21 protein-coding genes are annotated in these 24,008 nt (G+C 59.9%); 11 read left to right on the forward strand and 10 right to left on the reverse strand.

Features of this window, described 5'->3' with window-relative positions:
• Window positions 1-60 precede the first annotated feature (60 nt).
• From JZX89_RS17360 to JZX89_RS17370, 3 genes are all read left to right on the forward strand, one after another.
• Complete coding sequence (locus JZX89_RS17360) at window positions 61-759, forward strand: WecB/TagA/CpsF family glycosyltransferase (RefSeq protein WP_207134846.1); 699 nt, start codon at window positions 61-63, stop codon at window positions 757-759.
• 88 nt (window positions 760-847) lie between these two features.
• Window positions 848-2,620 carry a GumC domain-containing protein gene (locus tag JZX89_RS17365; RefSeq protein WP_207134847.1) on the forward strand — a complete coding sequence of 591 codons (1,773 nt, stop codon included), beginning with the start codon at window positions 848-850 and terminating at the stop codon, window positions 2,618-2,620.
• Between the two features lie 77 nt (window positions 2,621-2,697).
• Window positions 2,698-3,597 carry a bifunctional methylenetetrahydrofolate dehydrogenase/methenyltetrahydrofolate cyclohydrolase gene (locus tag JZX89_RS17370; RefSeq protein WP_207134848.1) on the forward strand — a complete coding sequence of 300 codons (900 nt, stop codon included), beginning with the start codon at window positions 2,698-2,700 and terminating at the stop codon, window positions 3,595-3,597.
• Between the two features lie 22 nt (window positions 3,598-3,619).
• Here JZX89_RS17370 and JZX89_RS17375 read toward each other — a convergent pair whose 3' ends face one another.
• The gene (locus tag JZX89_RS17375) at window positions 3,620-4,645 is read right to left on the reverse strand and encodes a LacI family DNA-binding transcriptional regulator (RefSeq protein WP_174373083.1); all 1,026 of its coding nucleotides are present in this window, start codon (window positions 4,643-4,645) and stop codon (window positions 3,620-3,622) included.
• Between the two features lie 276 nt (window positions 4,646-4,921).
• Here JZX89_RS17375 and JZX89_RS17380 point away from each other — a divergent pair, with 276 nt between their 5' ends.
• From JZX89_RS17380 to JZX89_RS17405, 6 genes are all read left to right on the forward strand, one after another.
• Window positions 4,922-6,283 carry an ABC transporter substrate-binding protein gene (locus tag JZX89_RS17380; RefSeq protein WP_207134849.1) on the forward strand — a complete coding sequence of 454 codons (1,362 nt, stop codon included), beginning with the start codon at window positions 4,922-4,924 and terminating at the stop codon, window positions 6,281-6,283.
• Window positions 6,284-6,391: 108 nt separating this feature from the next.
• The gene (locus JZX89_RS17385; RefSeq protein WP_194287513.1) at window positions 6,392-7,405 is read left to right on the forward strand and encodes a carbohydrate ABC transporter permease; all 1,014 of its coding nucleotides are present in this window, start codon (window positions 6,392-6,394) and stop codon (window positions 7,403-7,405) included.
• Window position 7,406: 1 nt separating this feature from the next.
• Window positions 7,407-8,567, forward strand: a complete 1,161-nt coding sequence (locus tag JZX89_RS17390) for a carbohydrate ABC transporter permease (protein ID WP_153513190.1) — start codon at window positions 7,407-7,409, stop codon at window positions 8,565-8,567.
• Between the two features lie 37 nt (window positions 8,568-8,604).
• Entirely contained in the window at window positions 8,605-10,260 is a 1,656-nt protein-coding gene (bglA, locus tag JZX89_RS17395; protein ID WP_207134925.1) for a beta-galactosidase BglA, read from the forward strand.
• A 20-nt stretch (window positions 10,261-10,280) separates the two neighbouring features.
• On the forward strand, window positions 10,281-11,369 hold the full coding sequence (locus JZX89_RS17400; RefSeq protein ID WP_207134850.1) for an ABC transporter ATP-binding protein: 1,089 nt from the start codon (window positions 10,281-10,283) through the stop codon (window positions 11,367-11,369).
• A gap of 242 nt (window positions 11,370-11,611) precedes the next feature.
• Window positions 11,612-11,968, forward strand: a complete 357-nt coding sequence (locus JZX89_RS17405; RefSeq protein WP_174373143.1) for a hypothetical protein — start codon at window positions 11,612-11,614, stop codon at window positions 11,966-11,968.
• Between the two features lie 24 nt (window positions 11,969-11,992).
• On the opposite strand, the gene JZX89_RS17410 is transcribed toward JZX89_RS17405, so the two are convergent.
• From JZX89_RS17410 to JZX89_RS17440, 7 genes are all read right to left on the reverse strand, one after another.
• Window positions 11,993-13,357: a metallophosphoesterase gene (locus JZX89_RS17410; RefSeq protein WP_207134851.1), complete on the reverse strand. Its 1,365-nt coding sequence runs from the start codon at window positions 13,355-13,357 to the stop codon at window positions 11,993-11,995.
• Window positions 13,358-13,576: 219 nt separating this feature from the next.
• The gene (edd, locus tag JZX89_RS17415) at window positions 13,577-15,397 is read right to left on the reverse strand and encodes a phosphogluconate dehydratase (RefSeq protein ID WP_149898595.1); all 1,821 of its coding nucleotides are present in this window, start codon (window positions 15,395-15,397) and stop codon (window positions 13,577-13,579) included.
• Window positions 15,398-15,520: 123 nt separating this feature from the next.
• A complete protein-coding gene (gene pgl / locus JZX89_RS17420) occupies window positions 15,521-16,219 on the reverse strand; it encodes a 6-phosphogluconolactonase (protein ID WP_207134852.1) in 699 nt (232 codons plus the stop codon).
• An 11-nt stretch (window positions 16,220-16,230) separates the two neighbouring features.
• Window positions 16,231-17,706 (reverse strand): glucose-6-phosphate dehydrogenase, encoded by a 1,476-nt coding sequence (zwf, locus tag JZX89_RS17425; protein WP_149898597.1) that lies wholly within the window; start codon window positions 17,704-17,706, stop codon window positions 16,231-16,233.
• Between the two features lie 111 nt (window positions 17,707-17,817).
• Window positions 17,818-18,204 carry a hypothetical protein gene (locus tag JZX89_RS17430; protein WP_207134853.1) on the reverse strand — a complete coding sequence of 129 codons (387 nt, stop codon included), beginning with the start codon at window positions 18,202-18,204 and terminating at the stop codon, window positions 17,818-17,820.
• Between the two features lie 26 nt (window positions 18,205-18,230).
• Entirely contained in the window at window positions 18,231-19,517 is a 1,287-nt protein-coding gene (locus JZX89_RS17435) for an NAD(P)/FAD-dependent oxidoreductase (RefSeq protein ID WP_207134854.1), read from the reverse strand.
• 12 nt (window positions 19,518-19,529) lie between these two features.
• Window positions 19,530-20,966, reverse strand: a complete 1,437-nt coding sequence (locus tag JZX89_RS17440; RefSeq protein ID WP_207134855.1) for a glutamine synthetase family protein — start codon at window positions 20,964-20,966, stop codon at window positions 19,530-19,532.
• A 123-nt stretch (window positions 20,967-21,089) separates the two neighbouring features.
• On the opposite strand from JZX89_RS17440, the gene JZX89_RS17445 reads away from it, so the two are divergent.
• Window positions 21,090-22,274, forward strand: coding sequence for a BaiN/RdsA family NAD(P)/FAD-dependent oxidoreductase (locus JZX89_RS17445; protein ID WP_207134856.1), 1,185 nt, complete (start codon window positions 21,090-21,092; stop codon window positions 22,272-22,274).
• A 111-nt stretch (window positions 22,275-22,385) separates the two neighbouring features.
• On the opposite strand, the gene JZX89_RS17450 is transcribed toward JZX89_RS17445, so the two are convergent.
• Window positions 22,386-22,832 carry a hypothetical protein gene (locus JZX89_RS17450; protein WP_246746757.1) on the reverse strand — a complete coding sequence of 149 codons (447 nt, stop codon included), beginning with the start codon at window positions 22,830-22,832 and terminating at the stop codon, window positions 22,386-22,388.
• Between JZX89_RS17450 and JZX89_RS17455 the strand changes: the two genes are divergently transcribed.
• The gene (locus JZX89_RS17455; protein ID WP_207134857.1) at window positions 22,819-23,691 is read left to right on the forward strand and encodes a LysR family transcriptional regulator; all 873 of its coding nucleotides are present in this window, start codon (window positions 22,819-22,821) and stop codon (window positions 23,689-23,691) included. The two genes, JZX89_RS17450 and JZX89_RS17455, sit on opposite strands and share 14 nt — an antisense overlap.
• A 6-nt stretch (window positions 23,692-23,697) precedes the next feature.
• On the opposite strand, the gene JZX89_RS17460 is transcribed toward JZX89_RS17455, so the two are convergent.
• The gene (locus JZX89_RS17460) at window positions 23,698-23,955 is read right to left on the reverse strand and encodes an SMc00767 family acetate metabolism repressor (RefSeq protein ID WP_003515151.1); all 258 of its coding nucleotides are present in this window, start codon (window positions 23,953-23,955) and stop codon (window positions 23,698-23,700) included.
• Between the last annotated feature and the right edge of the window lie 53 nt (window positions 23,956-24,008).

Genomic DNA, 24,008 nt, shown 5'->3' on the forward strand with positions numbered 1-24,008 from the left:
CGCCGTCCCGCAACCATGCGCCGGATTGGCGGCGGTGGGTTTGGCATTCGGGGGTTGGTAATGAGTTTCGCGTCAGGTTTTGCGCGGCCGGGATCGCAACGGAATATCCAAGGACTGCGTGTCTGTGATCTCGACTGGAATGGGGCACTGGAACTGGTCAGCGGCCGGGCTTCGGCTTGCGAAGGGCACACGATGCTCTCCTTTCTCACCATCGATAAAGCCCGACTGTCGCTCAAAGATATCGCTTACCGCGAGATTCTCGAAAGCTGCCTGCTTCTGCCGCAGGGCAAGGCGATGAATGCCGCCGCCCGTGTGGAAAATGGCAAGCCTCTGCCTGTTGTCATCGATGGTGTCGCTTTCGTCATGGCGCTTCTGACCTATATGGCGGTGCCGAAACGGATCGGCGTTGCAGGCGACGATGCGGCGCAGCTTAGTGAAGTGCTGGCAAAGCTGCGCGCCCACGCACCATGGCATGATTTTGTGATGCTGGGCCGGGACGCCTCCGGGGTGAAGGTCGATATTCTGCTTGCCGGCATGAGCGGTGAAAATCAGGAGACATGGTTGCACAGGACCGTCAGCCGTCAGGACGTGCGCGTCGCAATCGCGGTCGGCCCATTGTTCAAGGTGCTGTCGTCCGAAGTGGCGGGCATGCCGGAAATCTTTCGCAAGCTGCATATGAGCTGGCTCTACAGCCTCTGTGCTGAACCGTGGCACATTGCGCTCGGCAAAGCTGAGACGGGTTCGCGAAGCCCACGTTAACCATTTGTTTGCCACGATCCTTTAACCTCTCGTAAGGTTTTGACAGTCGCCCGTTGCGGGCGGCACCGAGCGTGGCAGACGGCTTCAGATGGTTGATAACAGTCCGGATATGATGGCGATCCGCCCCGACGAGGACGATGTCGCCGTACTCCCGTCGCAATGGCGCAGACATTGTCTGCGGCTTTTGACTGCTGGTTGCGTCGTTGCCGCTACCGTTACCGGCGCGGCCCTTCCGTTGCTGCTGATCGATTCCGGCTTTCGCGGATATGTTTCGCAGGCCCGGATCGAGGTCACCCAGGCGTCCTATGATGCGCCCGATGCGACCCGCTTTTTGGCGATGGCGCGACGCACCCTGTTATCTCCCGCCGGGCTTGACCGGATCAGCGGCGATCTGAAGCTGAAACCCGCCGATATGGTGGGCGTTCGCAATCAGGGTGAGCTTGGCCTGCTCGTCGATCTTTTGACAGGCGCGGACGCACGTCCGCTTTCGCCGCGAGAAGCACTGAATGGCGCGGTGGGTGAGGCGATACGGCTGGAACTGACGCCGGATGAAAATACGCTGATCGTGACTGCGAAGGCCGCGACGCCGGAAGGCGCGATGCGGCTGACCGATTATCTTTCGATGCGGGTCATGGCGGATGGCAAGGCCGGCACCATGACGCCCGCCATGCGTGAGACCGAGCGGGCAAGGACAAGGCTGGACGAGGCGGAAGCGGCATTGAACGGCTTCCAGATGCGCCATGGCGATGCTGTTCTATCGGAAGTGCAGCAGCTCGAACAGCAATTGCGTGAGGTGAACGACAGCCGTGCGGGCAGCACACAGTACCAGCAGTCGCTTCAGGCAGATTTGACGGTAGCCTCCACCCTTAAGCCGAATGATGTTTTGTCGAAGCCTTTGCCGGCCGGCGCGGCTTTCGCAGCGCTTGAGGATATCAGGCAGAAACACGCGACCGCCAGCATGACACTTGCCAGTGTCTCGGTTGATTACGGTCCCAAACACCCTCGCCGCATCGCCGCCCAGAATGCGGTGGATGCCATACAGGCGCTGGCGGCTCCCGCATTGCGCCAAGTGGTTGAAGGTTTGCGTGTGGATGAAAAGCGCGTCGCCCAGGAGATTGCGACCGCGAATGGCGAGCGTAAGAAGCACCTTGACCGCTTAGAGGCTCTGGGCGTCGCCCCCGGTGAGCTTTCGCGATTGCAGGCTGAGCTTGAGACAGCGAGAAATGCCTATCTGGAAGCGAGCGAGCGCCGTGAGCTGTCCTCTTCCTCCACACCCGCCATCGAAACCCGCCTTGCAAAGAAGGCTGGACCCGGCGAGCTGTCGCGTGATCTGACGCAGGCGGCGATGATGGCAGGTGGCGGCGGCCTGATCGGTCTGCTGGGCAGCCTTTATCTTCTGAGCTATCGTCGCCATGACGAGGAGCAAGAGGACGCGCTGGTCGTCGAAAATGAAGCGCAACTTCCCGCTTCCATGGATGGGCCGGAGCAATCGCTGCAATTTTCCGAATTCGAGCAAATTGAGCCGGCGGTTTTCGATGATCTGGAAGTCCTTGCCGCAGACGATTACGTCCAGCCTGAAGACGCCGTCGCAGACTATTATGCCGAAGCTGCAAATGATGCCGATGATATGCCGCTGGACGAGCGCGTGCGGCAGGTGCTGATGGGTAACCGAACGGTCAGAAGCGCCACTCAAATGTCATCGGAGCTCCCGCCATTGCTCAATGAAGCCCTTGCCGGACACTTCGATCATGAACAGGCCGAAGCCGAGGAGTTGGCGGAATTGAGACGCGAGCTGGCGCATCTAAGAGAGCGTCTCGCCGATTACGCCGATCACCAGGACGACTACCGCAAAACTGCCTGACGAGGCTGTATTTTTGCTTGCATTCCTGCAAAGGGGGCACCATACGGGGCCAACGTAATCCAGCAGGAGCAAGACGCATGGCAGTTGTGATTGACGGGAAGGCGAAGGCGGCTTCGGTAACGGAGGCGGTCCGCATATCGGCAGAAGCGCTTGAGACGGAAAAGGGCGTGAAGCCCGGTCTCGCGGTTGTCATCGTCGGTAATGATCCGGCCAGCCATGCTTACGTGAACTCCAAGAGCAAGATGGCCAAGCAATGTGGTTTCAACTCCGTCCAGCACACGCTGCCGGAAGAGACGACGCAAAGTGAGCTTCTGAAGCTGGTCGGCGAACTGAACGCCGATGCCTCCATCCACGGCATTCTGGTGCAGCTTCCCCTGCCGAAGCACTTCAATTCCGATGAGATCATCCAGTCGATCCTGCCCGAGAAGGACGTAGACGGCCTGAGCGTGTTGAACGCCGGCAAGCTGGCGACGGGCGATCTCGCCACCGGGCTTATTTCCTGCACGCCGGCCGGCGCCATGCTTCTGGTGCGCGGCATTCACGGCGACGATCTTTCCGGTCTGAATGCCGTCGTCATCGGCCGCTCGAACCTGTTCGGCAAGCCGATGGGCCAGCTTCTTCTCAATGCCAATGCCACGGTGACGATGGCGCATTCGCGCACCAGGGATCTCGCCACAGTCTGCAAGACGGCCGATATTCTCGTGGCGGCCGTTGGCCGCGCGGCGATGGTGAAGGGCGACTGGGTGAAATCAGGCGCAACCGTCATCGATGTCGGCATCAACCGCATTCCCGCACCCGAAAAGGGCGAAGGCAAGTCGAAGCTGGTCGGCGATGTCGCCTTCGATGAGGCAAGCGCGGTTGCCGCTGCGATTTCGCCCGTTCCGGGCGGTGTCGGCCCGATGACGATCGCCATGCTGATGGCCAACACCGTCATCGCCGCTTATCGTTCGCTGGGCAAGACAGCGCCGACGTTCTGAGTTTTTGCGATCAGGCCGGCTGCTACGCTTTTGGAGCCGGCCCCGTCGAAGAGCGCACCACAAGCTCCGCCTTCCAGAGTTCCTGATGCGGTTCCATTTGCGCGAACTTGATCCGATTGATCAGGCGTTGACCGACGCGCACGCCCGCGGCACGAAGCGATGAGCGGGTGGTGGTGAGCGGCACGGAAAAATTATCCGGCTTCAGCAGCGGCAGCACGTCGTCATGGGCGATCAGCGAAATATCCCTGCCGGGTTTTAAGCCGCGCTGGTTAAGCGAGCGGATCGCGCCGAGCGCAAGCGCGGTACTGGCGCAGAGAATGGCGGTCGGCTTTTCCGGCCGGGACAGCAGCGCCTCCATACCGAGATAACCTTCCTCATCCGTCATGCTGCCATGTCTTTTATTGTTCGGGTGCAGGGTCAGGCCGTTCGCAGCCAAGGCCTTCTCCACCCCGAGACAGCGCCGATAGGTAAAGTCATAACCCTCCGGGCCGTTCAGAAGCCCAATGCGCGTATGGCCAAGCTGGAGGAGAAGCTGGGTCGCATCGCGAAACGCACCCTCATTATCCACATCGAGATAGGGATAATTCTCCTCCACGCCGACGGACCTGCCATGCACGAGGAAGGGCAGGGAGAGCGACTGCATCATGGCGATGCGCGCATCGTTCTTTTTCATATAAGCGAGATAGATGCCATCGACACTGCCGCTTGCCGCCAGCCCGCGCAGCGCTTCGCGTTCCTTCTCCGGCTCCGTGGGCATGATGACGAGGTGAAAGCCGCTGCGCGACGCTTCCTCCCCAAGGCCACTCAGGAATTCGCCGAAATGCACGTCGGAGCGGTGGTGTTCGCCAATCGGCATGACGAGCCCGATGGAGCCGACCTTACCGGTCGCTAGCCGTTGTGCTGCGGCATTCGGGCGATATCCCGTCTTTTCGGCGGCCTCCATGACACGGCGGCGTGTCTCGGCGCTCACCTCGGGATAACCGTTGAGCGCCCTGCTGACGGTGGTCTGCGAAATGCCGAGCAGTTGCGACAACTGTTTCAGGTTCATGTCCGTATTTCCTCCATGCGCGCGCCTTGGGAAACGGCAAAAGCCTCTCCTCAGATTCCCAAAGCGCTTTAGATTTTTACCAGCCTCTGCCGCTTTTCTCAATCGAAAACGATAGCCGCCTTTCTAAATAAATATGACTATTCGCAAGGCACGACAACCTTTCCGTAGAAACAGCCTCTTGACTCTTTCTCAATGACAATGAGATGAATAGGCAGCCAAAGCGCTTTGATTGGAAGAGGACGCTTTGAGGCTTTTATGTGATGGGAGGTAAATCACATGCGGAAGACTCTTTTGGCGACGGCGGCTTCGATGTTGCTGCTGTCGGGTGCGGCTTTTGCCGCCGACCTGAAATTCGCGCCCGGTGGGGACGCCAAGTTCAACTGGAAAAGCTACGAAGACTTCAAAGCGGCCCATGCCGACCTGAAGGGCCAGACACTGACGATTTTCGGCCCATGGCGCGGTGAGGACGAGGCGCTGTTCCAGTCGGTGCTTGCCTATTTCTCCGATGCGACCGGCGTGACCGTCCGCTATTCCTCGTCGGAAAATTACGAACAGCAGATCGTCATCGACACACAGGCGGGTTCGCCGCCCAATATCGCCATTCTGCCGCAGCCTGGCCTTCTGGCCGATCTCGCCGCCAAGGGATTCCTCGTGCCGCTCGGCGATGACACGGCCAAATGGGTCGAGGAAAATTACGGCGCCGGCAAGTCCTGGGTCGATCTTGGCAGCTACAAGGGCAAGGACGGCAACAAGGCTTATTTCGCATTCCCGTTCAAGGCCGACGTGAAATCGCTCGTCTGGTACGTGCCTGAGAATTTCGAGGAAGCGGGCTATAAAGTCCCTGAGACCATGGAAGACCTGTTCAAGCTGACCGACCAGATCGTCGCCGATGGCGGTACGCCCTGGTGCATCGGTCTCGGCTCCGGCGGTGCGACCGGTTGGCCGGCAACCGACTGGGTGGAAGACCTGATGCTGCGCACGCAGTCGCTCGACGTCTATCAGAAATGGACGACGAACGAGGTGAAGTTCACCGATCCGGCCGTAGTCGAAGCGATCAACGAATTCGGCAAATTCGCCAAGAACGAAAAATATGTGAGCGGCGGCGTGGCTGCCGTGGCCTCCACCGACTTCCGCGACAGCCCGAAGGGCCTCTTCGACATTCCGCCGAAGTGCTACCTGCACCATCAGGCATCGTTCATTCCGTCCTTCTTCCCTGAAGGAACCAAGGTCGGCACGGATGCGGATTTCTTCTACATGCCGACCTATGCGTCCAAGCCTGAACTCGGCAAGCCGGTTCTCGGTGCCGGCACGCTGGTTACCGTCACCAAGGAAGCGCCTGCCGCCAAGGCATTCGTCGAATTCCTGAAAACCCCGATCGCCCATGAGGTGTGGATGGCGCAGTCCAGCTTCCTGACGCCGTATAAGGGTGTGAATGTCGACACCTATGCCAACGAGCAGATGAAGCGCCAGGGTGAAATCCTGACCACGGCGACGACCTTCGGTTTCGATGGTTCCGACCTGATGCCCGGCAAGATCGGTGCCGGCGCATTCTGGACCGGCATGATCGATTTCGTCGGCGGCAAGTCCGCCGATCAGGTCGCGGCCGATATCCAGAAGGCCTGGGACGGCCTGAAGTAAACATACTGGATCAGGCCCGGCGGCTTGCTGCTGCCGGGCCTTTACCAAAGGAACGGCCCGACGACCGCATAAATCAGCGCGGCGCGGAAAGGATCAAGGGAGGGGACCATGGCTCAACAACTCGTTTCTGCCATCGGCGTCATGGTGGCAGGGGTTTTTGCCTGCGCCGCCTATTATTGGCTATCCGACAAATTGTTGCAGGTCATCTTTCCCGTCCGCTCGGGAGACGTGCTGCAGGCATCGCGCAATCTCAACCGCCGCGCGGCGGTTCGGCCATGGCTGTTTGTTGGCCCCGCCTTGATCCTGCTTCTCGTCTATCTGGTTTATCCCGTTGTCGCGACGCTGATCCTGTCGTTTTACGACCGGACAGGCAGCGAGTTCGTCGGCCTTGCCAATTACCGCTGGGCGTTCTTCGATGCCGGTTTCCGCCAGTCGATCTTCAACAACATCCTCTGGCTCGCCGTCGTGCCGGCCGCCTGTACCTTCTTCGGCCTCGTCATCGCCGTCATGACCGACCGCATCTGGTGGGGCAATATCGCCAAATCCATCGTCTTCATGCCGATGGCGATCTCCTTCGTCGGCGCGTCCGTCATCTGGAAGTTCATCTACGAATACCGTGCCGAAGGTCAGGTGCAGATCGGCCTTCTGAACGCCGTCGTCGAGTTTTTCGGCGGCAGTCCCGAGGTTTGGATTTCCATGCCCTTCTGGAACAATTTCTTCCTGATGGTCATCCTGATCTGGATTCAGACCGGTTTCGCCATGGTCATCCTTTCGGCAGCGCTACGCGGTATTCCGGAAGAGACCATCGAGGCTGCGGTCATCGACGGTGCCAATGGCTGGCAGATTTTCTGGAAAATCATGGTTCCGCAAATCTGGGGCACCATCGCCGTCGTCTGGACGACGATCACCATTCTCGTTCTCAAGGTCTTCGACATCGTGCTGACCATGACCAACGGCCAGTGGAACACCATGGTCCTCGCCAACCTCATGTTCGATTGGATGTTCCGCGGCGGCGGCGATAGCGGCCGAAGTGCCGTCATCGCGCTCATCATCATGGCGGCCGTCACCCCGATCATGGTCTGGAACATCCGCCAGGCCAACCGCGAGATGGAGGGTCGCTGAGATGAATATCGTCAAACGCCTGCGCCGCGTCGGCCTGCCGCGCCTCATCGTCCATGCCAGCGTGCTGGTCGTAGTGCTTCTCTGGCTGTTGCCGACACTCGGCATTCTCGTCAGCTCGTTGCGCGACAAGGACCAGATCACCGTCTCCGGCTGGTGGACGGCCTTCTCAAGCTCTGAACAGACGGCGGCCGTTCGCCTTGCCGATGCCACCGTCCAGAAGCAGGATGGCAGCCGTTACGTCATATCAGGCAATGTCTTCGAAAACGGGAAGGGCGGCAAGGTCGCAGCCTTTGGCGTTCGCGTGCAGGAACCGACGGCTTTCAAGGCCGGCGAAGCCGCGGACATTGGCGATGGCGAGACGCTGCTCGTCAACGAAGACGGCACTTACGAATATAGCAAAGCCTCAAGCTTCGAAGGCTCTCGCGGCAAGCGCGTCTATATTTCCGTCGCCACGCCGCCTGTCTTCACGCTCGACAATTATCGCACGGTCCTGACCTCGGAAGGCATCGGCCAGTCCTTCGTCAACTCGCTGACGGTGGCCGTTCCCGCAACCGTCATCCCCATCCTCATCGCCGCCTTTGCCGCTTATGCCCTGTCGTGGATGAACTTTTCCGGCCGTAATCTCTTGATTGCCATGGTGGTGGGCCTGATCGTCGTGCCGCTGCAGATGTCACTCATCCCCCTTCTGAGACTGTACAATGAAATCGGCACTATCTTCGGCGTTCCGTCCAAGACCTATGCCGGCATCTGGCTGGCGCACACCGCCTTTGGCCTGCCGCTCGCCATCTATCTGCTGCGCAACTATATTTCCGGCCTGCCAAAAGAGATCATCGAAAGCGCCCGGGTGGATGGCGCGAGCGATTTCGAAATCTTCGTCAAGATCATCCTGCCGCTGTCCTTCCCCGCACTTGCCTCCTTCGCCATCTTCCAGTTCCTGTGGACCTGGAACGACCTGCTCGTCGCCATGGTTTTCCTCGGTACGCAGAAGGACGAGCTGGTGCTGACCGGTGCGCTCAACGCGTTGCTCGGCTCGCGCGGCGGCAATTGGGAAATCCTTACCGCCTCGGCTTTCGTCACCATCATCGTGCCGCTCGGCGTCTTCTTCGCCCTTCAACGCTATCTCGTGCGCGGCCTGCTGGCAGGCTCCGTCAAGGGAGGCTGATAATTCCATGAACGCCCATACCAAACAGGACACTTCCATGATCGCTCCGGTGACTTCCGCTTTGACGCCCAACAAGGATTGGTGGCGCGGTGCGGTTATCTATCAGATCTATCCGCGCTCCTATCAGGACTCCAATGGCGACGGCATCGGTGACCTCAAGGGCATCACCGACCGGCTGGCGCATATTGCTGGCCTCGGTGCCGATGCCATCTGGATTTCCCCGTTCTTCACCTCGCCAATGAAGGATTTCGGTTACGACGTCTCGAACTATGTCGATGTCGATCCGATGTTCGGCACGCTTGCCGATTTCGACGGCCTGATTGCCGAAGCCCACCGCCTCGGCATCCGCGTCATGATCGACCTCGTTTTGTCGCACACCTCCGACCAGCATCCATGGTTCGTGGAAAGCCGCGCCAGCCGCAACAATCCCAGGTCCGACTGGTATGTCTGGTCTGACGCCAAACCGGATGGCACGCCGCCCAACAACTGGCTGTCGATCTTCGGCGGCTCGGGCTGGCAGTGGGATCCGACCCGCATGCAATATTACATGCACAACTTCCTGACCTCACAGCCGGACCTCAACCTGCATAACGCAGAAGTCCAGGAAGAACTGCTGAACGCCACCCGCTTCTGGCTGAAGCGCGGCGTCGATGGTTTCCGCCTCGACACCATCAACTTCTATTTCCATGATCTGGAATTGCGCGACAACCCGGCGCTCGCACCGGAGCGCCGCAACGCCTCCACGGCGCCTGCGGTCAACCCCTATAACTTCCAGGAACATCTCTACGACAAGAATCGCCCGGAAAACATCGCCTTCCTGAAGCGCTTCCGTGCGGTGCTGGACGAATTCCCTGACATTGCCGCCGTCGGCGAAGTGGGCGACAGCCAGCGCGGTCTCGAAATCGTCGGCGAATATACCTCCGGCGACGACAAGATGCAGATGTGTTACGCCTTCGAATTCCTCGCACCCGATGCGCTCACTCCGCAGCGCGTTGCCGATGTGCAGGCGGATTTTGCCAGAGCAGCACCGGAAGGCTGGGCCTGCTGGGCTTTCTCCAACCACGATGTCGTGCGCCACGTCAGCCGCTGGGGCGAGCATGTCGAGGATAAGGACGCCTTCGCCAAGGTGCTGTCGGCACTGTTGATGACGCAGCGAGGCTCCGTCTGCATCTATGAGGGCGAGGAACTCGGCCTCACCGAAGCCGATATCGCGTTTGAGGATTTGCAGGACCCCTACGGCATCCAGTTCTGGCCGGAATTCAAGGGCCGCGATGGTTGCCGCACGCCGATGGTGTGGGATGCGGGCCATGCGCAGGCCGGTTTCTCGACCTCGGACAAGACCTGGTTGCCCATTCCGGCCGAGCACAGGCAGAATGCCGTCAGCGCCCAGCAGGGCAACGAGGCCTCGGTGCTGGAGCACTATCGCCGCTTCCTCTCCTTCCGCAAAAAGCACCCGGCGTTCGCCAAGGGCGGCATCGAGTTTCAGCCGGTGGAGGGCGAGATTTCGAGCTACACCCGCACGCTCGGCAACGAAACCGTGCTGTGCCTCTTCAATCTGTCTGCAACGCCGGCAAAAGCCACGCTGCCGGAAGGGAACTGGGAGGTTCTCGAAGGCCACGGCTTTGCAAGCGGCCTTGAGGGCAGAAGCGTAGAACTTCCGGCATGGGGCGCTTTCTTCGCCCGTTACGCCTGACAGAATAGGGAGGAACACCCATGACAAGTCTCGTTCTCAAGGATATCCGCAAATCATACGGGCAGGTAAAGGTCCTGCACGGCATCGATCTGGAGATCGAACAGGGCGAATTCATCGTCTTCGTCGGCCCCTCGGGCTGCGGAAAATCGACGTTGCTGCGCATGATCGCCGGTCTGGAGGAAATCACCGGCGGCGAGATGTTCATCGACGGTCAGCTGGTCAATGAAATCCCGCCCTCGCGCCGGGGCATTGCCATGGTGTTCCAGTCCTACGCGCTCTATCCGCATATGACGGTCTACGACAACATGGCCTTCGGCATGAAGATCGCCAAGGAGAGCCGTCAGGAGATCGACCGCCGCGTCCGTGCCGCTGCCGAAATCCTGCAACTGACGCAATATCTGGAGCGTCTGCCCAAGGCCCTGTCCGGTGGCCAACGCCAGCGGGTCGCCATCGGCCGCGCCATCTGCCGCAATCCCAAGGTCTTCCTGTTCGATGAACCGCTGTCGAACCTTGATGCGGCGCTGCGTGTCGCAACCCGCATCGAAATCGCCAAGCTCAACGAGCAGATGGCCGAAACGACGATGATCTACGTCACCCACGATCAGGTGGAGGCGATGACGCTGGCGGACCGCATCGTCGTGTTGAATGCCGGCCGGGTGGAACAGGTCGGCCCGCCGCTGGAGCTTTACGAAAGGCCGGCCAATCTCTTCGTGGCCCGCTTCATTGGCTCGCCCGCCATGAACATCATTGCGGCAAAGATTGCCGGAACCGGTGAACGCACCTCGATCGAACTGGCTGGAGGCAAGACACTCGCCGTCACTGTTCCGACGCCCGCAACCGAGCAAGGCAAGGCCGCGAGCTTCGGTGTCCGGCCGGAAGATCTGAGCATCGTCACCGGCGATGACTATCTTTTCGAAGGCAAGGTCTCGATCGTCGAGGCTCTGGGCGAAGTGACGCTGCTCTATCTTGAGGCTCCGAAGGGGCAGGAGCCGATCATCGTCAAGATACCGGGCATCGTCTCCGTCGCAAAGGGCGAAACCCTGCGGTTTGCAGCACCGCAGGAAAAGCTCCATCTCTTCGACGCCGAGGGCAAGACCTACCGCCCATAATCGCTGGCGATATCTACAGACATGCCCCGGAACCTTACCGTTCCGGGGCTTTTTTGTGAGTTTTTGCCACTGTGGAAAAACATCGGGAATGTCCCGCTTCCGGTCTGTTTGAGACAAGTCTGATATGAATTGTTAAAGACTATGGCCTAATCTTGATCTGTTGAGAGAGCATGGGAGTCCGGGACGTGCAGAGCAGTGCGGGTGTCATCAGGAACAATTACCTGAGCAAGGAAGAATCCTTCATGTACGACCGCGAAGGCCGGTTTCGCATGGAAGACACCATGAATGCGGCGCGCATCGAATATACCGAGAAGGCCGTCATGCACATGGCCGCCCGCCGTTGTGACGTCATCCGCATCTCCCAGACCGAAGCGGTGCTGGCGCTGCTGACTAAATACAGCCTGCCGAACCAGTTCTATCTCGATATTCCCGACGCCCGCATCACCAAGATCGGCTGCGTGATGTTGCGCGTCAACGCCAACAACACCATCCACGTCCGCTTCCTGCGCATGTTGACGCAGAAGGAACTGGACCGCGTTTTCGTGTTCAGTACGCACCCGGGGCACAAAGACCGGAAGCTCGATATCCGGTCTTTCTGAGATATCCAGAGCTGTCGAGGGGATTTAAGAAAGCCCGCCCAGAACCGTCTGCTTCAGCTTCACTTCAGGCACTTCGGTGAAGGCGAGATCGCTGCGGCCGAAATAGGATTTCTGGTTGGTGGCTGACCAGTCGTTGCAGACCAGCTTGTAGCGTTGTTTCGTTTCCGGCTTTTCCGGCATGGCGTAGAGATAATCGCCGGTGCGCGCAGCAAGCGGAATGTCGCCATCCTGGTTGCAACGCTCAAGGATTTGGGCAAGCGCGTCACCATCCACTTCCGTCACCATCAGCTTGCCGTCGAAACGCAGCGAGGCGTTGAAATCGTAGCGGCGAATATCGCCCTGCGGCAGACCGGCGCCGAGCGACGTATGGCCGATGAAACCGACATCCGCGCCAGTTTTCGCAGCGATAAGCTGCGCCACATGGCGGCCGGCCTCATCGACAGTCATTGCCTTGGCGGATTTACCGACAACCGCCTGTTCTTCTGCCGTCAGGTGCTTTTCGAGCGTCTGTTCGATCAGGCTTTTGAGGGCCGGGGAGGCGGGAGTGTCGCTATCGATCGCGATCGTTTCAATGGCTGGAGCCTTGCCGGGGGTGGTGATGGTCGCAACCGTCATCGAGGTGCACCATGAGCCGGTATGGACATAACGCGTGGCGCCCTGTTCATGCACGAAGTTCAGGTGATCGTGACCGCCGACCAGCAGCGTGCCATCCGACAGCAGCGGCAGAATATCGCGGTCGGCAACGACGCCGGCATGGCTGAGAACGATGTTGATCGCATCCGGTTTAACGATTTGCGGAAGATTGGCCTTCGCCCATTCCACCGGCTGCGGAATGTCGAGCATTTCGCGTGTCGCCTTCGGATAGGTGTTGATCGCATTGGTGGCGAGACCTGCCACGACGACCTGCCGTCCACCGACGCTCACCTCGGCACTGGCAGGTGCATAAGGCTTTCCGCTACGCTTGTCGACGATGTTGGAAAGCACGGTGATACCCAGTGCCTGGGCGCGGCTGACGAAATTGGCAAGATCGTTGTCGATATCGGGTTCATGATTGCCGATATTGATGACGGTGGGGGCGAGCTTGGCGAGTGCGGCCAGGAACGTCCATTCGATTTCGCCGGCCGAACGGGTGGCCACCGCATTGCCCAGTTCGAACAGGTCGCCATTCAGCAGAATGATGTGGGGCGCCTTGTCGGCAGCAATGCGCGTTTCGATGGCAGCAAGAAGCTGGCCGATGCGTTCATAGGCGGAATGCAGATCGGAGATGACGATGGCGCGCAGGGCCACGTCCTGCGCCATCGCTGGTGTTGCCAACGCAATCAGCGGCAGCACGGCGGTGCCGGCCATAAGCTTCAGCACATCGCGGCGTTTGCTTGAGAAAATTGTCATGTCGTGGCCCCATCATCCGAAACTGCACCGTCGTCCCACGGTTGCTCGAGAAGGCCCTATAGGGCGATCATCACAGCCGCATGACAAGTGTGACTTTTAAGAAATGGGAAATAAAGCTGTTTCTGCGCCGGATTATCGGGGGCGAGAAAGTGCGGTGAAATGATACCGCAAAGCAGGGTTGAAAGGCGAAAGCCGTATCGGCCTTCGCCTCTCAAAAAATCAATGGAAGAGCACGCTGGCGCCCTGATCGGCCGGGCCGGCATTGCGGCGGAAGGGGGCGAAAAGTTCGCGGCCCATACCCCATTCATTGCCGGAAAGATCGGCGCGTGCCGGTTCGCGCTTTGCCAGTTCGGCAGCGGAAACGAGAACTTCCAGCGTTCCGGAAATAGCATCGAGACGGATGATGTCGCCATCGCGGATGAGTGAGATCGGGCCGCAGTCGGAGGCTTCCGGCGTCACATGGATGGCGGCCGGCACCTTGCCGGATGCGCCGGACATGCGCCCGTCCGTCACCAGCGCCACCTTGAAACCACGATCCTGCAACACGCCGAGTGGCGGCGTCAGGCGGTGCAGCTCCGGCATGCCGTTGGCCTTCGGCCCCTGGAAGCGGACGACGGCGATGAAGTCGCGGTTGAGCTTGCCGTCCTTGAAGGCGTCCTGAAGTGCCTGCTGGTCGTCGAAGACGATCGCGGGTGCTTCGATAATGTGGCGTTCCGGTTTGACGGCGGAAATCTTGATGACCGATTTGCCGAGATTGCCCGTCAGCATCTTCAGGCCGCCGGTCGGCTGGAACGGCGTTTCGATGCTGGAAAGCACCTTCGGGTCGTGGCTCTGCTCGGGGGAGGGCTGACGCGCGACCGCGCCCTTTTCGTCCAGCATGGCATCCACGGTATAGGCTGCGAGACCCTGTCCGAAGACGGTGCGCACATCGTCATGCACAAAGCCCTGTTTCAGAAGCTGCTTGATGAGGAAGCCCATGCCGCCGGCGGCGTGGAAGTGGTTCACATCCGCAAGCCCGTTGGGGTAGACGCGGGCGAGCAACGGCACGATATCCGAGAGATCGGAAATATCCTGCCAGGTGAGAATGATGCCTGCGGCGCGCGCCATGGCGATCAGGTGCATGGTGTGATTGGTGGAACCACCCGTCGCATGCAGGCCGACGACGCCGTTGACGACCGACCGTTCATCGATCATTTCGCCCGCCGGCGTAAATTCATTGCCCTGCGCAGTGATGGCGAGCGCCCGCTTGGTCGCTTCGCGCGTCAGCGCATCACGCAGCGGTGTGCCGGGGTTGATGAAAGAGGAGCCGGGCATATGGAAGCCCATGATCTCCATCAGCATCTGGTTCGAATTGGCGGTGCCGTAGAAGGTGCAGGTGCCGGGGCCATGATAGGATTTCGATTCCGCTTCCAGAAGCTCCTCGCGGCCAACCTTGCCTTCGGCATAAAGCTGGCGGATGCGGGATTTTTCGTCATTCGGCAGGCCTGATGTCATCGGGCCGGCGGGAACGAAAACGGCGGGCAGGTGACCGAAGGCGAGTGCCGCGATCACGAGGCCGGGCACGATCTTGTCGCAGACACCGAGATAGACGGCGGCGTCGAACATGTTGTGCGACAGGCCGATGCCGGCAGCCATGGCGATGGCATCGCGGGAAAACAGCGACAGCTCCATGCCGGGCTGGCCTTGTGTCACGCCATCACACATGGCCGGAACGGCACCTGCCACCTGGGCGATGCCGCCAGCTTCTTTGGCCGCATCACGGATGATCGCGGGAAAGATCTCATAAGGCTGATGCGCGGAGAGCATATCGTTATAGGCGGTGATGATGCCGAGATTGGGAACCCGGTCGCCGGCAAGGATGTCCTTGTCGGCGGGGGAACAGACCGCAAACCCATGTGCGAGGTTGCCGCAAGACAAAACGGAACGGTGAACGCCTTTTGAGACCTGCAGCCGCAACCGCTCGAGATAGGTCTCGCGGTAGGGCTTGGAACGTTCGACGATGCGGGCGGTGATGGCCTGAATGCGGGAATCGGCGGACATGGGCGTTCATCCTGTTCGTTGGTCGGCAACCGGCGTTCCGGGAGGTGAACGGCCGGTTGTCGTGTTTCTGTCTTCATGTCTTCGGGCGTTTTCGCGGGCCGCGGTTACGGCAGCCGCGTTGGCTTATGGCGCCCAGTATATGTCGACGGGCGTTTCTGCCCGGTTCAGCACGGCGCGGATCGGCATTTCGTCCTCATCCTCACCCGACTGCGCTTTTTCAAGCGTCGCTTTCTTGGCCGCACCTTCGATATGCAACACCAGAAAATCGGCGTCATGCAGGCTTGAGAAGTTGAACGTCAGCCGCTCCTCACCCGCATTTTCCGCCGCCATGGTCAGAACACCACGCGGTTCGTCGAGGTCGAGCGCCTCATAGAGATTGTCTCCGCCGGGGAAGAACGATGCCGTGTGGCCGTCCGTTCCCATACCCAGAATGACAACGTCGAAAGGATCGCAGATCGCCTCGGTCTTGACGGTCGCAAGCGTTGCCGCATCCTCCGGCGAGGCCGCCGGCTGGAACAGCGGCACGAAATAGGCCGCCTTTGCCTTGTCCTGCAACAGGTTATCGGCAACGAGGCGATGGTTCGAACGGTCGCTTTCCGGCGGCACGAAACGTTCGTCCACCAGCGTCACGCTGATATTGGGCCAGTCGAGATCGTGTTTGGAAAGCGCCTGAAAGAACAGCTTGGGCGTCGAGCCGCCGGAAACGGCGATGCTCGCCGTGCCGCGCTCCTGCGTTGCGGCCGAAAGGCGGCTGGCAACTTCAATTGCCAGCGCGGAGGCGAGCTCAGTGGCGCTGTCGAAGACATGCAATGTCTCACTCATCTCCGTCATCCTCAATCTCCATCGTGCCAGGTGCGGCCGTCACGCTCGATGAGCGCGATCGAGCCGCTCGGACCCCAGGTGCCGGCAGTATAACCCTGCACGCCCTGCGCCAGATCTTCCCAGCTCTTGAGAATGGGGTCGACCCAGTCCCATGCCGCTTCCACTTCGTCGCGGCGCATGAACAGCGTCTGGTTGGAGCGGATAGTGTCCATCAACAGCCGCTCATAGGCATCGGGGCTGCGCACGTTGAAGGCTTCGGCAAAGCTCATATCCAGCGACACTTGACGCAGGCGCATGCCGCCCGGGCCGGGGTCCTTGATGAGGAGCGACTGCTTGACGCCTTCATCCGGCTGCAGGCGAATGACCAGCTTGTTGGCCTCGATCTTGCCGGCCGCATCGTCGAAGATCGAATGCGGGATCTGCTTGAAGGTGACGACGATTTCCGAAACGCGGGTCGCAAGGCGTTTGCCGGTGCGGATGTAGAAGGGCACGCCGGCCCAGCGCCAGTTGGCGATTTCGGCCTTGATGGCGACAAAGGTTTCGGTGTTGGAAACGCCGCCTTCCAGCTCTTCCAGATAGCCCTTCACCGGACCCCCGGCGGAAGCGCCGGCGCGGTACTGGCCACGAACGGTCAGCTTTTCGACATTGCTGGTGTCGATAGGCTTCAGCGAACGCAGAACCTTGAGCTTTTCATCACGCACAGCTTCCGATTTCATCGAGGCGGGCGGTTCCATGGCTACGAGGCAAAGCAATTGCAGAATATGGTTCTGCACCATGTCACGCAGCGCGCCGGCCTTGTCGTAATAACCCGCACGGCCTTCAAGACCGACGGCTTCCGCAACCGTGATCTGCACATGGTCGATGTGGGCGGAATTCCACAACGGCTCGTAAAGCGCGTTGGCGAAGCGCAGCGCCATCAGGTTCTGCACTGTCTCCTTGCCGAGATAGTGGTCGATGCGGAAGATCTGCTCTTCCTTGAAGACGTGGCCGATGGTGTCGTTCAGTTCCTGCGCCGAAGCAAGGTCACGGCCGATCGGCTTTTCGACGACGATGCGGGTCGAGCGGGTGATCAGCTTGTGTTCGCGGATCCTGTCGGCAATGTCGCCGAAAATGCCCGGCGCGACGGCCAGATAGAATGCGCGTATGCGCTCCTTGCCCTCATCGAGCAGCTTCTTCAGCACGTCCCAGCCATTGCTGCCCTTGGCATCTACAGGCACATAGAAAAGCCGGTTGAGGAACAGCGTGACCTGCGCGTCGTCATATTCGCCGGCCTTCAGGTGCTCCTTCAGCGCGTCCTGCGCGAATTTGCGATATTCCTCATGGCTCATGACCGAACGCGACGCACCGATGATGCGGGTCGGCTCCGTGAACTGGCCTTCGACCTGCCGGTGATAAAGGGCCGGCAGAAGCTTGCGCTCGGCAAGATCGCCCGTGCCGCCGAAAACGACACAATCAAAAGGTTCAACAGGAATGATCTGACTGCTCATATCGATTCTCTCGATCTTCAAAGGTTGGGGCATCAATAATCTAATCGATTTAAAAATGCCAGACTCAGTTATGTGAAATTATGATTTTGGTTTGATGACAATCGTAATTGCTCATGCCGATGCCCTTGTCAAATAGCCCTGGGAAGGGTGAACGCGGTGTCGGAACAAGCCTTTAGCGGGTGGTGGAACTGAAAAAAAGAAGAAGACGAGCACAGCGGCAATCTTGCGCCAGTGCAGCTTCTGCGCCGCATCCGCGGTATTTTGTTCGGCCTCTTCAACGCTGTCCAGCAGCAACTCCGCATCGCTGGACTGTCGCTCGGCGACGCGTATCCGCATTCCGCCGAAAGCAAATGTGTAGTGCCAGAATATCGAGGCTGCCTGAGCGGGAACGACGATGGTGCGAATTCCGTAAGCGTTCAGGAACGAGCACGTCACCGCTGTCTCGGCAAGGCCGTAACCGGTCGCGATTGTCACAAACCTGTCGTTCTGGTTTTCCATGGCATCTCCAGAAATTGGCGGAACAATTAGAACCTGTCTCGCAACGCGTACCAGGAAAGCGCCATGAAAAGCAGCGGCGCACGAAGAGATGCCCCGCCGGGGAAGGATGGCACCTTCAGCCGCGCGAAGGGCGCCAGCATGTCCTGTCTGCCGAGAACGAGATCGGCATAGAGCTTGCCGCAATAATTCGACAGCATCACCCCATGGCCGGAATAACCGCCGATGGAGGTGACGCCCGGCATGACTTCCCGCACGAACACTTGCCGTGGCAGGGTGATGCCGACGGAGCCGCCCCAGGAATGGGTGATGTCGATATCCTTCAGCGCCGGATAGATTTCAGCGATCTGCCGGCGGATATGACTGGAAATGTCACGCGGCGTATCGGCCGTGTAGGCTTCGCGCCCGCCGAACAGCAGCCGGTTGTCGGCCGTCTTGCGGAAATAGCGCACCACGAAACGCGAATCCGCTACGGCTTCCTTGCCGGGAATGATGTCGGGAAACGCATCTAACGGTGCTGTCGCACCGATGAAGGAGCGGATCGGCATAATATGGGCGGCCGTTATCGGCTCCAGATTGCCGATATAGGCATTCGTCGCAATCAGCACCTTTGTCGCGGTAAGCGTGCCGAAGGGCGTTTCGATGATGGTCTTGCCACCGGATTGGCGGATGGATTTCGCCGGTGTCATTTCGTAAATGCCGGCACCCGCAGCTTTCGCCGCCTTTGCCAACCCGACCAGCAGCTTCAGCGGATGGATATGGCCGGTGCCGGTATCACGCGTGCCGCCAAAATAATGGGTAGAGCCAACGCATTTGCGCGCTTCGCCGCGTTCCATGTAGGAAATATGCGGGTAGCCGTAGCGATTGTTCATCGCATCGACGCTTTTGCGGTAGTCGTCCTCATAAGCGGCCTTGTGCGCCACATAGAGTTGCCCCGGCAGATATTCCATGTCGATGCCGCGATTGCTCGCGAAGTCGCGCACGTAATTTTTGGCGTCCTCGGCAATGTCGAACAGCAGTTTCGATTGCTCGAAGCCGATCTGTTCCTCCATCTCGTCGGGAAAAGAACGCTGGCCGGTGCCGAACTGGCCGCCATTGCGGCCCGACGCGCCATCGCCGAAACGATGCGCCTCTATGAGGGCGACCGAGACGCCGTTTTCGGCGAGGTTACACGCGGCTTGAAGGCCGGTATAACCGCCGCCGATGATCGCGACATCCACCTGTTTCGAGCCGTCGAGCGCGGAATAGTCCGGCCGCTCGCCGACGCTTGCCTGATACCAGGAAATTCCGGGCGCAATCGGGCTTTGCCATGTCATGCTCGGGATACCTCACACGTTGAGAAGCAGGAATTCCCGCTCCCACGGGCTGATAACCTGCATGAAGGTTTCGAACTCCCCGCGTTTCAGGCCGGCATAAAGGCCGACGAATTCATGGCCGAACACCCGGTCGAACTGCTCTTCGCCTTCCAGCAGCGCCACGGCCTCCAAAAGCCCGCGCGGCAGGTCGATGGAGCCTTCGTTGGCCGTCTCGGCGGTCGGTTCGGTCGGTTCGATATTGTTGACGATGCCAAGCCAGCCGCAGCCAAGCGACGCAGCAAGAGCGAGATACGGATTGGCGTCCGAACTCGGCAGGCGGTTTTCGACGCGACGCGCCTGCGGGCTGGAAATCGGCACCCGGAAGGCGGTCGTGCGATTATCGTAGCCCCAGGCATTGTTGACCGGGCAGGCCATGTCGGGCGTCAGGCGGCGATAGGAATTCACGTAAGGCGCGAGCATGACCAGTGCGTTGGGAACGTAACGCTGCATGCCGCCCACGAAGGAGAAGAACTCCTTGGAGGGGCCGCCATCCTTGTTCGAGAAAATATTGCGGCCGCTATCGATCTCCACCACCGACTGGTGGATATGCATGGCCGAACCCGGCTGGCCCTGCATCGGCTTGGCCATGAAGGTGGCGTAGATACCGTGCTTCAGCGCCGCCTCGCGGATGGTGCGCTTGAACAGGAAAACCTGGTCGGCAAGCTCGATGGGATCGCCATGACGCAGGTTGATTTCCAGCTGCGCCGGACCTTCCTCGTGGATCAGCGTGTCGATCTCGAGGCCCTGTTTTTCCGAGAAATGATAGATGTCGTCGATCAACTCGTCGAACTCGTTGATGCCGGCGATGGAATAACTCTGCCCGCCGACGATGGAGCGGCCTGAACGGCCCTTCGGCGGATGCAGCGGATAATCCGGATCGTCATTCACCGCGACGAGGTAAAATTCGATTTCCGGCGCCACGACCGGCTTCCAGCCCTTTGCGGTATAAAGCGAAACCACGTTCTTGAGCACGTTGCGCGGCGTGTAGGGAACGGAATTGCCCTCGGCATCCACCACGTCGCAGATCACCTGCGCGGTCGGGTCGCTCTCCCACGGCACGACGGACAGCGTGGAAAGATCAGGCACCAGCTTCAGGTCGCTGTCGCGCGGCTCATAGCGGAAATTCGCCGTCTCATCGGGATATTCGCCTGAGATCGTATGGCGGTAGAGCGCAGACGGCAGGGCAAGCGATGTATCGCCCGTGAACTTCGCCGTCGGCATCATCTTGCCGCGCGCCACGCCGGCAAGGTCGGGGGTGATGCATTCTATATCCTCGATCCCGCGTGCTCTCAGCCATTGCGCGGCTTCGCGCCAAGTGGAAACACCACGGGTGGAGGAAAGGTCGAGGGGAGGTGTCTTTGCCATGGTTGCCTGTTTTTTCGGGCGGAGCATGGTTTTCTTGGGGGGCATGTATCACCGGGTCTGTGTTTCGACTGGCGCCATCATAACCGTAGTTTGGCAATTGGCGAGGGGGAAAGCGCCATTGACAACGGGCGGCACTTCGAAAAGAGGAGAGGAAAAGGATCGGATGGAATGATGACAGAGAAATGTGACGTGCTGATTTTGGGGGCGGGTGCGGCCGGCATGATGTGCGCCATCCGCGCCGGCCAGCGCGGCCGCTCCGTCATCATTCTCGACCACGCGAAAGCGCCGGGCGAAAAGATCCGCATCTCCGGCGGCGGCCGCTGCAATTTTACCAATATCCATGCCGGGCCGAAGAACTACCTCTCCGCCAACCCGCATTTCGCCAAATCCGCGCTCGCCCGCTACACGCCGCGCGATTTCATCGCGCTGGTGGAAAAACACCGTATTGCCTGGCACGAAAAAACACTCGGCCAATTGTTCTGCGATGACAGCGCCAAGGACATCATCCGCATGCTGCTTGGCGAAATGCAGGCGGTGAATGCGAAGCTGCGGCTCGAAACGTCGGTTTCGGCGGTCGCCCGTGATGGCGGGCGTTTTCGCGTAACGACTTCTGGCGGCGTCATCGAGGCGGAAAGCTTAGTCGTTGCGACGGGCGGCAAGTCGATCCCGAAAATGGGGGCGACGGGTTTTGCCTATCAGATCGCCGAGCAATTCGGTCTGCCGCTCATCGAGACACGTCCCGGCCTCGTGCCGCTGACGCTCGATCCTGCTGCACTCGAAAAGCTGAGCCCGCTTGCCGGTGTCGCGGTCCCAGCCGAAATTTCCCACGGCAAGACGGCTTTCAACGAAGCATTGCTATTCACCCATCGTGGTTTGAGCGGCCCGTCGATCCTGCAAATCTCCTCCTATTGGCGCGAGGGCGATACGATCCGCCTGAAACTGGAGCCGGGGCGGCATATCGTCGCACTGCTGAAAGAGGCCAAACAGAAGAACGGCCGCCAGTCGGCCCAGACCGCCCTTGCGGAAATCCTGCCAAAACGGCTTGCCCAGCATGTGGTCGAACAATCCGGCCTGACCGGCAATCTCGCCGATATGTCCGAAAAGGCTCTTACAAAGCTGGCCGCGCAGGTGCAGGACTGGCAGATCAAGCCTGCCGGTTCGGAAGGTTATCGCACGGCGGAAGTTACGCTTGGCGGCGTGGACACCACTGGCCTCGATTCCCGCAGCATGGCGGCGAAATCGATGGCCAACCTCTATTTCATCGGCGAATGTGTTGATGTGACTGGCTGGCTGGGTGGTTATAATTTCCAGTGGGCCTGGGCATCGGGGCAGGCGGCAGGCGAATTTGCCTGAAACAACGCCCTGTTAACATCTTGTTAATGGGCGCGGAGTCATCCTGATAGAATGCCAGCAAAGCCGGGTCATCCAATGATCCCGCTGCACATGATGTCCTGCTGGAGGCTCTTAACAGGGCATGGGTCGGTTGAGTTTTTCGTCAGGAGCCCGCGCATGAACAGATCTGCACATCGCCGCCCTCGCGCCATTGCCATCGCCCGCGCTGAAAGCGAGAGCCGGCAGTTGGCCCTTCGCCTGAGCGTTATCGCAGCCGGCGCTATCGCCACCCTGATCGCTCTCTTTTACTGACCGACCGCTCTTCGCCCTCATCATGCTGATCAGCGCGCTGAAAAGCCGCCACAGCCGTGATGCCTGCGCCATGTCGGTATAAAATTTCTCTTCCTGCTGAATGGCCTCGCGCCGCGTGCGCGGCTGCTGGTTTTCGATGATGGCCCGGGCTGCAAAAATCGCATGCATATCACTCTCCTCGTAATGCGGAGGGCCATGATGCACGCCGTTTTTTGATTTATCTGCGCAAGAAAATGCGCTACGTTTTTCACTAATGAAAAACGTCACTTGGGATTCCTACCAGCTTTTCCTCGATGTGTCACGCGGCGGCGGCCTGACGGGTGCTGCCGCCGTGACGGGTTTGAGCCCCGCAACCGTGGGACGCCGCATGGTCGAGCTCGAAGAACGCGTCGGCAAGGCCCTGTTCCAGCGCAGCCAGGCTGGATACGCCCTGACAGCGGATGGCCATGTGCTGTTCGACCGGCTGCAGGCGATGGAGAGTGCGGCGAAGGATATCGAAGGGTGGCAGAAGGCGTCATCGGCATCTTCTGTCGTGCGTATTGCCGTCGGCACCTGGAATGCCTGGCTGCTGACCAGAAATTTTTCCGCCATCTGCACGGATCGCGATGATTTCCGCATCGATCTTTTCATTGCCGAGCAGAGGGCGTCTCTGGCCCATCGCGAAAACGATATTGGCATCCGCGCCTTTGAACCGCAGGAAAAGAACCTCGCCGCCATCAAGACGGGGGAGGTGGCCTATGCGCCCTACAGGCTGTGCAACGCCGCCACTTCCATTGCTGACCGTTGGCTGGCGGTGGCGGAGGAAAGCGCGATTTCCACCTATTTGCGCTGGCCGCATGAAAACCGGCAGAATGATATTGTGGTAACGGTGAACCGGCCGACGGCGCTGCTCGATCTGACACTGGCCGGGGCAGGGGTTGCCGTGCTTCCCTGTTTCGTTGGCGATGCCGATGCACGGCTGATGCGTGAGGGTGGCGAGATCGAGCCGCTTCGCCACAATCAGTGGATCGTGATGAACAACGACGATCGCCACCGCCGCGATATCAGGACGGTGGCGGACCGGATGACCCGTCTCATCAAGGGACATTCCGATTTATATGCCGGGCGCAAGAGCCGCCCGGCTTGAAGCATTTCAGGCTGCGGCACTTCCCTGCGCGACGATGACCGGGATCAGCAGATCGCCCCAGTTGCCGCCGCCACCGTGATGGCGGGCCGAGCGGACCAGTTCGACGGAAACGCCGGCCTCGACGGCTTTCATGACGGCCTGGTTGAGGCGGTGCAGATCATTGGCCAGCATGCGGATGGCGACCTGCTGATCCTGCGTCATGGCGGAGGACTGCTCCTCGGCGCGTTCCTTGACGTGGGTCTTGATGGGGTTATGGGCATTCATGGCATTTCTCCTCTCATTATTGGTTGGGGTTCTTGATGCGATTTGCAAGCCCT

Origin of the sequence: Agrobacterium burrii, from assembly GCF_017313405.1 — a bacterium.
Classification (GTDB): Bacteria; Pseudomonadota; Alphaproteobacteria; order Rhizobiales; family Rhizobiaceae; genus Agrobacterium; species Agrobacterium burrii.

Excerpts from the sequence above, each read along its gene's own strand:
- JZX89_RS17360 (WP_207134846.1), top strand. The coding sequence starts at position 61 with ATGAGTTTCGCGTCAGGTTTTGCGCGGCCGGGATCGCAACGGAATATC.
- JZX89_RS17365 (WP_207134847.1), top strand. The coding sequence starts at position 848 with ATGGTTGATAACAGTCCGGATATGATGGCGATCCGCCCCGACGAGGAC.
- JZX89_RS17370 (WP_207134848.1), top strand. The coding sequence starts at position 2,698 with ATGGCAGTTGTGATTGACGGGAAGGCGAAGGCGGCTTCGGTAACGGAG.
- JZX89_RS17375 (WP_174373083.1), bottom strand. The coding sequence starts at position 4,645 with ATGAACCTGAAACAGTTGTCGCAACTGCTCGGCATTTCGCAGACCACC.
- JZX89_RS17380 (WP_207134849.1), top strand. The coding sequence starts at position 4,922 with ATGCGGAAGACTCTTTTGGCGACGGCGGCTTCGATGTTGCTGCTGTCG.
- JZX89_RS17385 (WP_194287513.1), top strand. The coding sequence starts at position 6,392 with ATGGCTCAACAACTCGTTTCTGCCATCGGCGTCATGGTGGCAGGGGTT.
- JZX89_RS17390 (WP_153513190.1), top strand. The coding sequence starts at position 7,407 with ATGAATATCGTCAAACGCCTGCGCCGCGTCGGCCTGCCGCGCCTCATC.
- bglA (WP_207134925.1), top strand. The coding sequence starts at position 8,605 with ATGATCGCTCCGGTGACTTCCGCTTTGACGCCCAACAAGGATTGGTGG.
- JZX89_RS17400 (WP_207134850.1), top strand. The coding sequence starts at position 10,281 with ATGACAAGTCTCGTTCTCAAGGATATCCGCAAATCATACGGGCAGGTA.
- JZX89_RS17405 (WP_174373143.1), top strand. The coding sequence starts at position 11,612 with ATGTACGACCGCGAAGGCCGGTTTCGCATGGAAGACACCATGAATGCG.
- JZX89_RS17410 (WP_207134851.1), bottom strand. The coding sequence starts at position 13,357 with ATGACAATTTTCTCAAGCAAACGCCGCGATGTGCTGAAGCTTATGGCC.
- edd (WP_149898595.1), bottom strand. The coding sequence starts at position 15,397 with ATGTCCGCCGATTCCCGCATTCAGGCCATCACCGCCCGCATCGTCGAA.
- pgl (WP_207134852.1), bottom strand. The coding sequence starts at position 16,219 with ATGAGTGAGACATTGCATGTCTTCGACAGCGCCACTGAGCTCGCCTCC.
- zwf (WP_149898597.1), bottom strand. The coding sequence starts at position 17,706 with ATGAGCAGTCAGATCATTCCTGTTGAACCTTTTGATTGTGTCGTTTTC.
- JZX89_RS17430 (WP_207134853.1), bottom strand. The coding sequence starts at position 18,204 with ATGGAAAACCAGAACGACAGGTTTGTGACAATCGCGACCGGTTACGGC.
- JZX89_RS17435 (WP_207134854.1), bottom strand. The coding sequence starts at position 19,517 with ATGACATGGCAAAGCCCGATTGCGCCCGGAATTTCCTGGTATCAGGCA.
- JZX89_RS17440 (WP_207134855.1), bottom strand. The coding sequence starts at position 20,966 with ATGCCCCCCAAGAAAACCATGCTCCGCCCGAAAAAACAGGCAACCATG.
- JZX89_RS17445 (WP_207134856.1), top strand. The coding sequence starts at position 21,090 with ATGATGACAGAGAAATGTGACGTGCTGATTTTGGGGGCGGGTGCGGCC.
- JZX89_RS17455 (WP_207134857.1), top strand. The coding sequence starts at position 22,819 with ATGAAAAACGTCACTTGGGATTCCTACCAGCTTTTCCTCGATGTGTCA.
- JZX89_RS17460 (WP_003515151.1), bottom strand. The coding sequence starts at position 23,955 with ATGAATGCCCATAACCCCATCAAGACCCACGTCAAGGAACGCGCCGAG.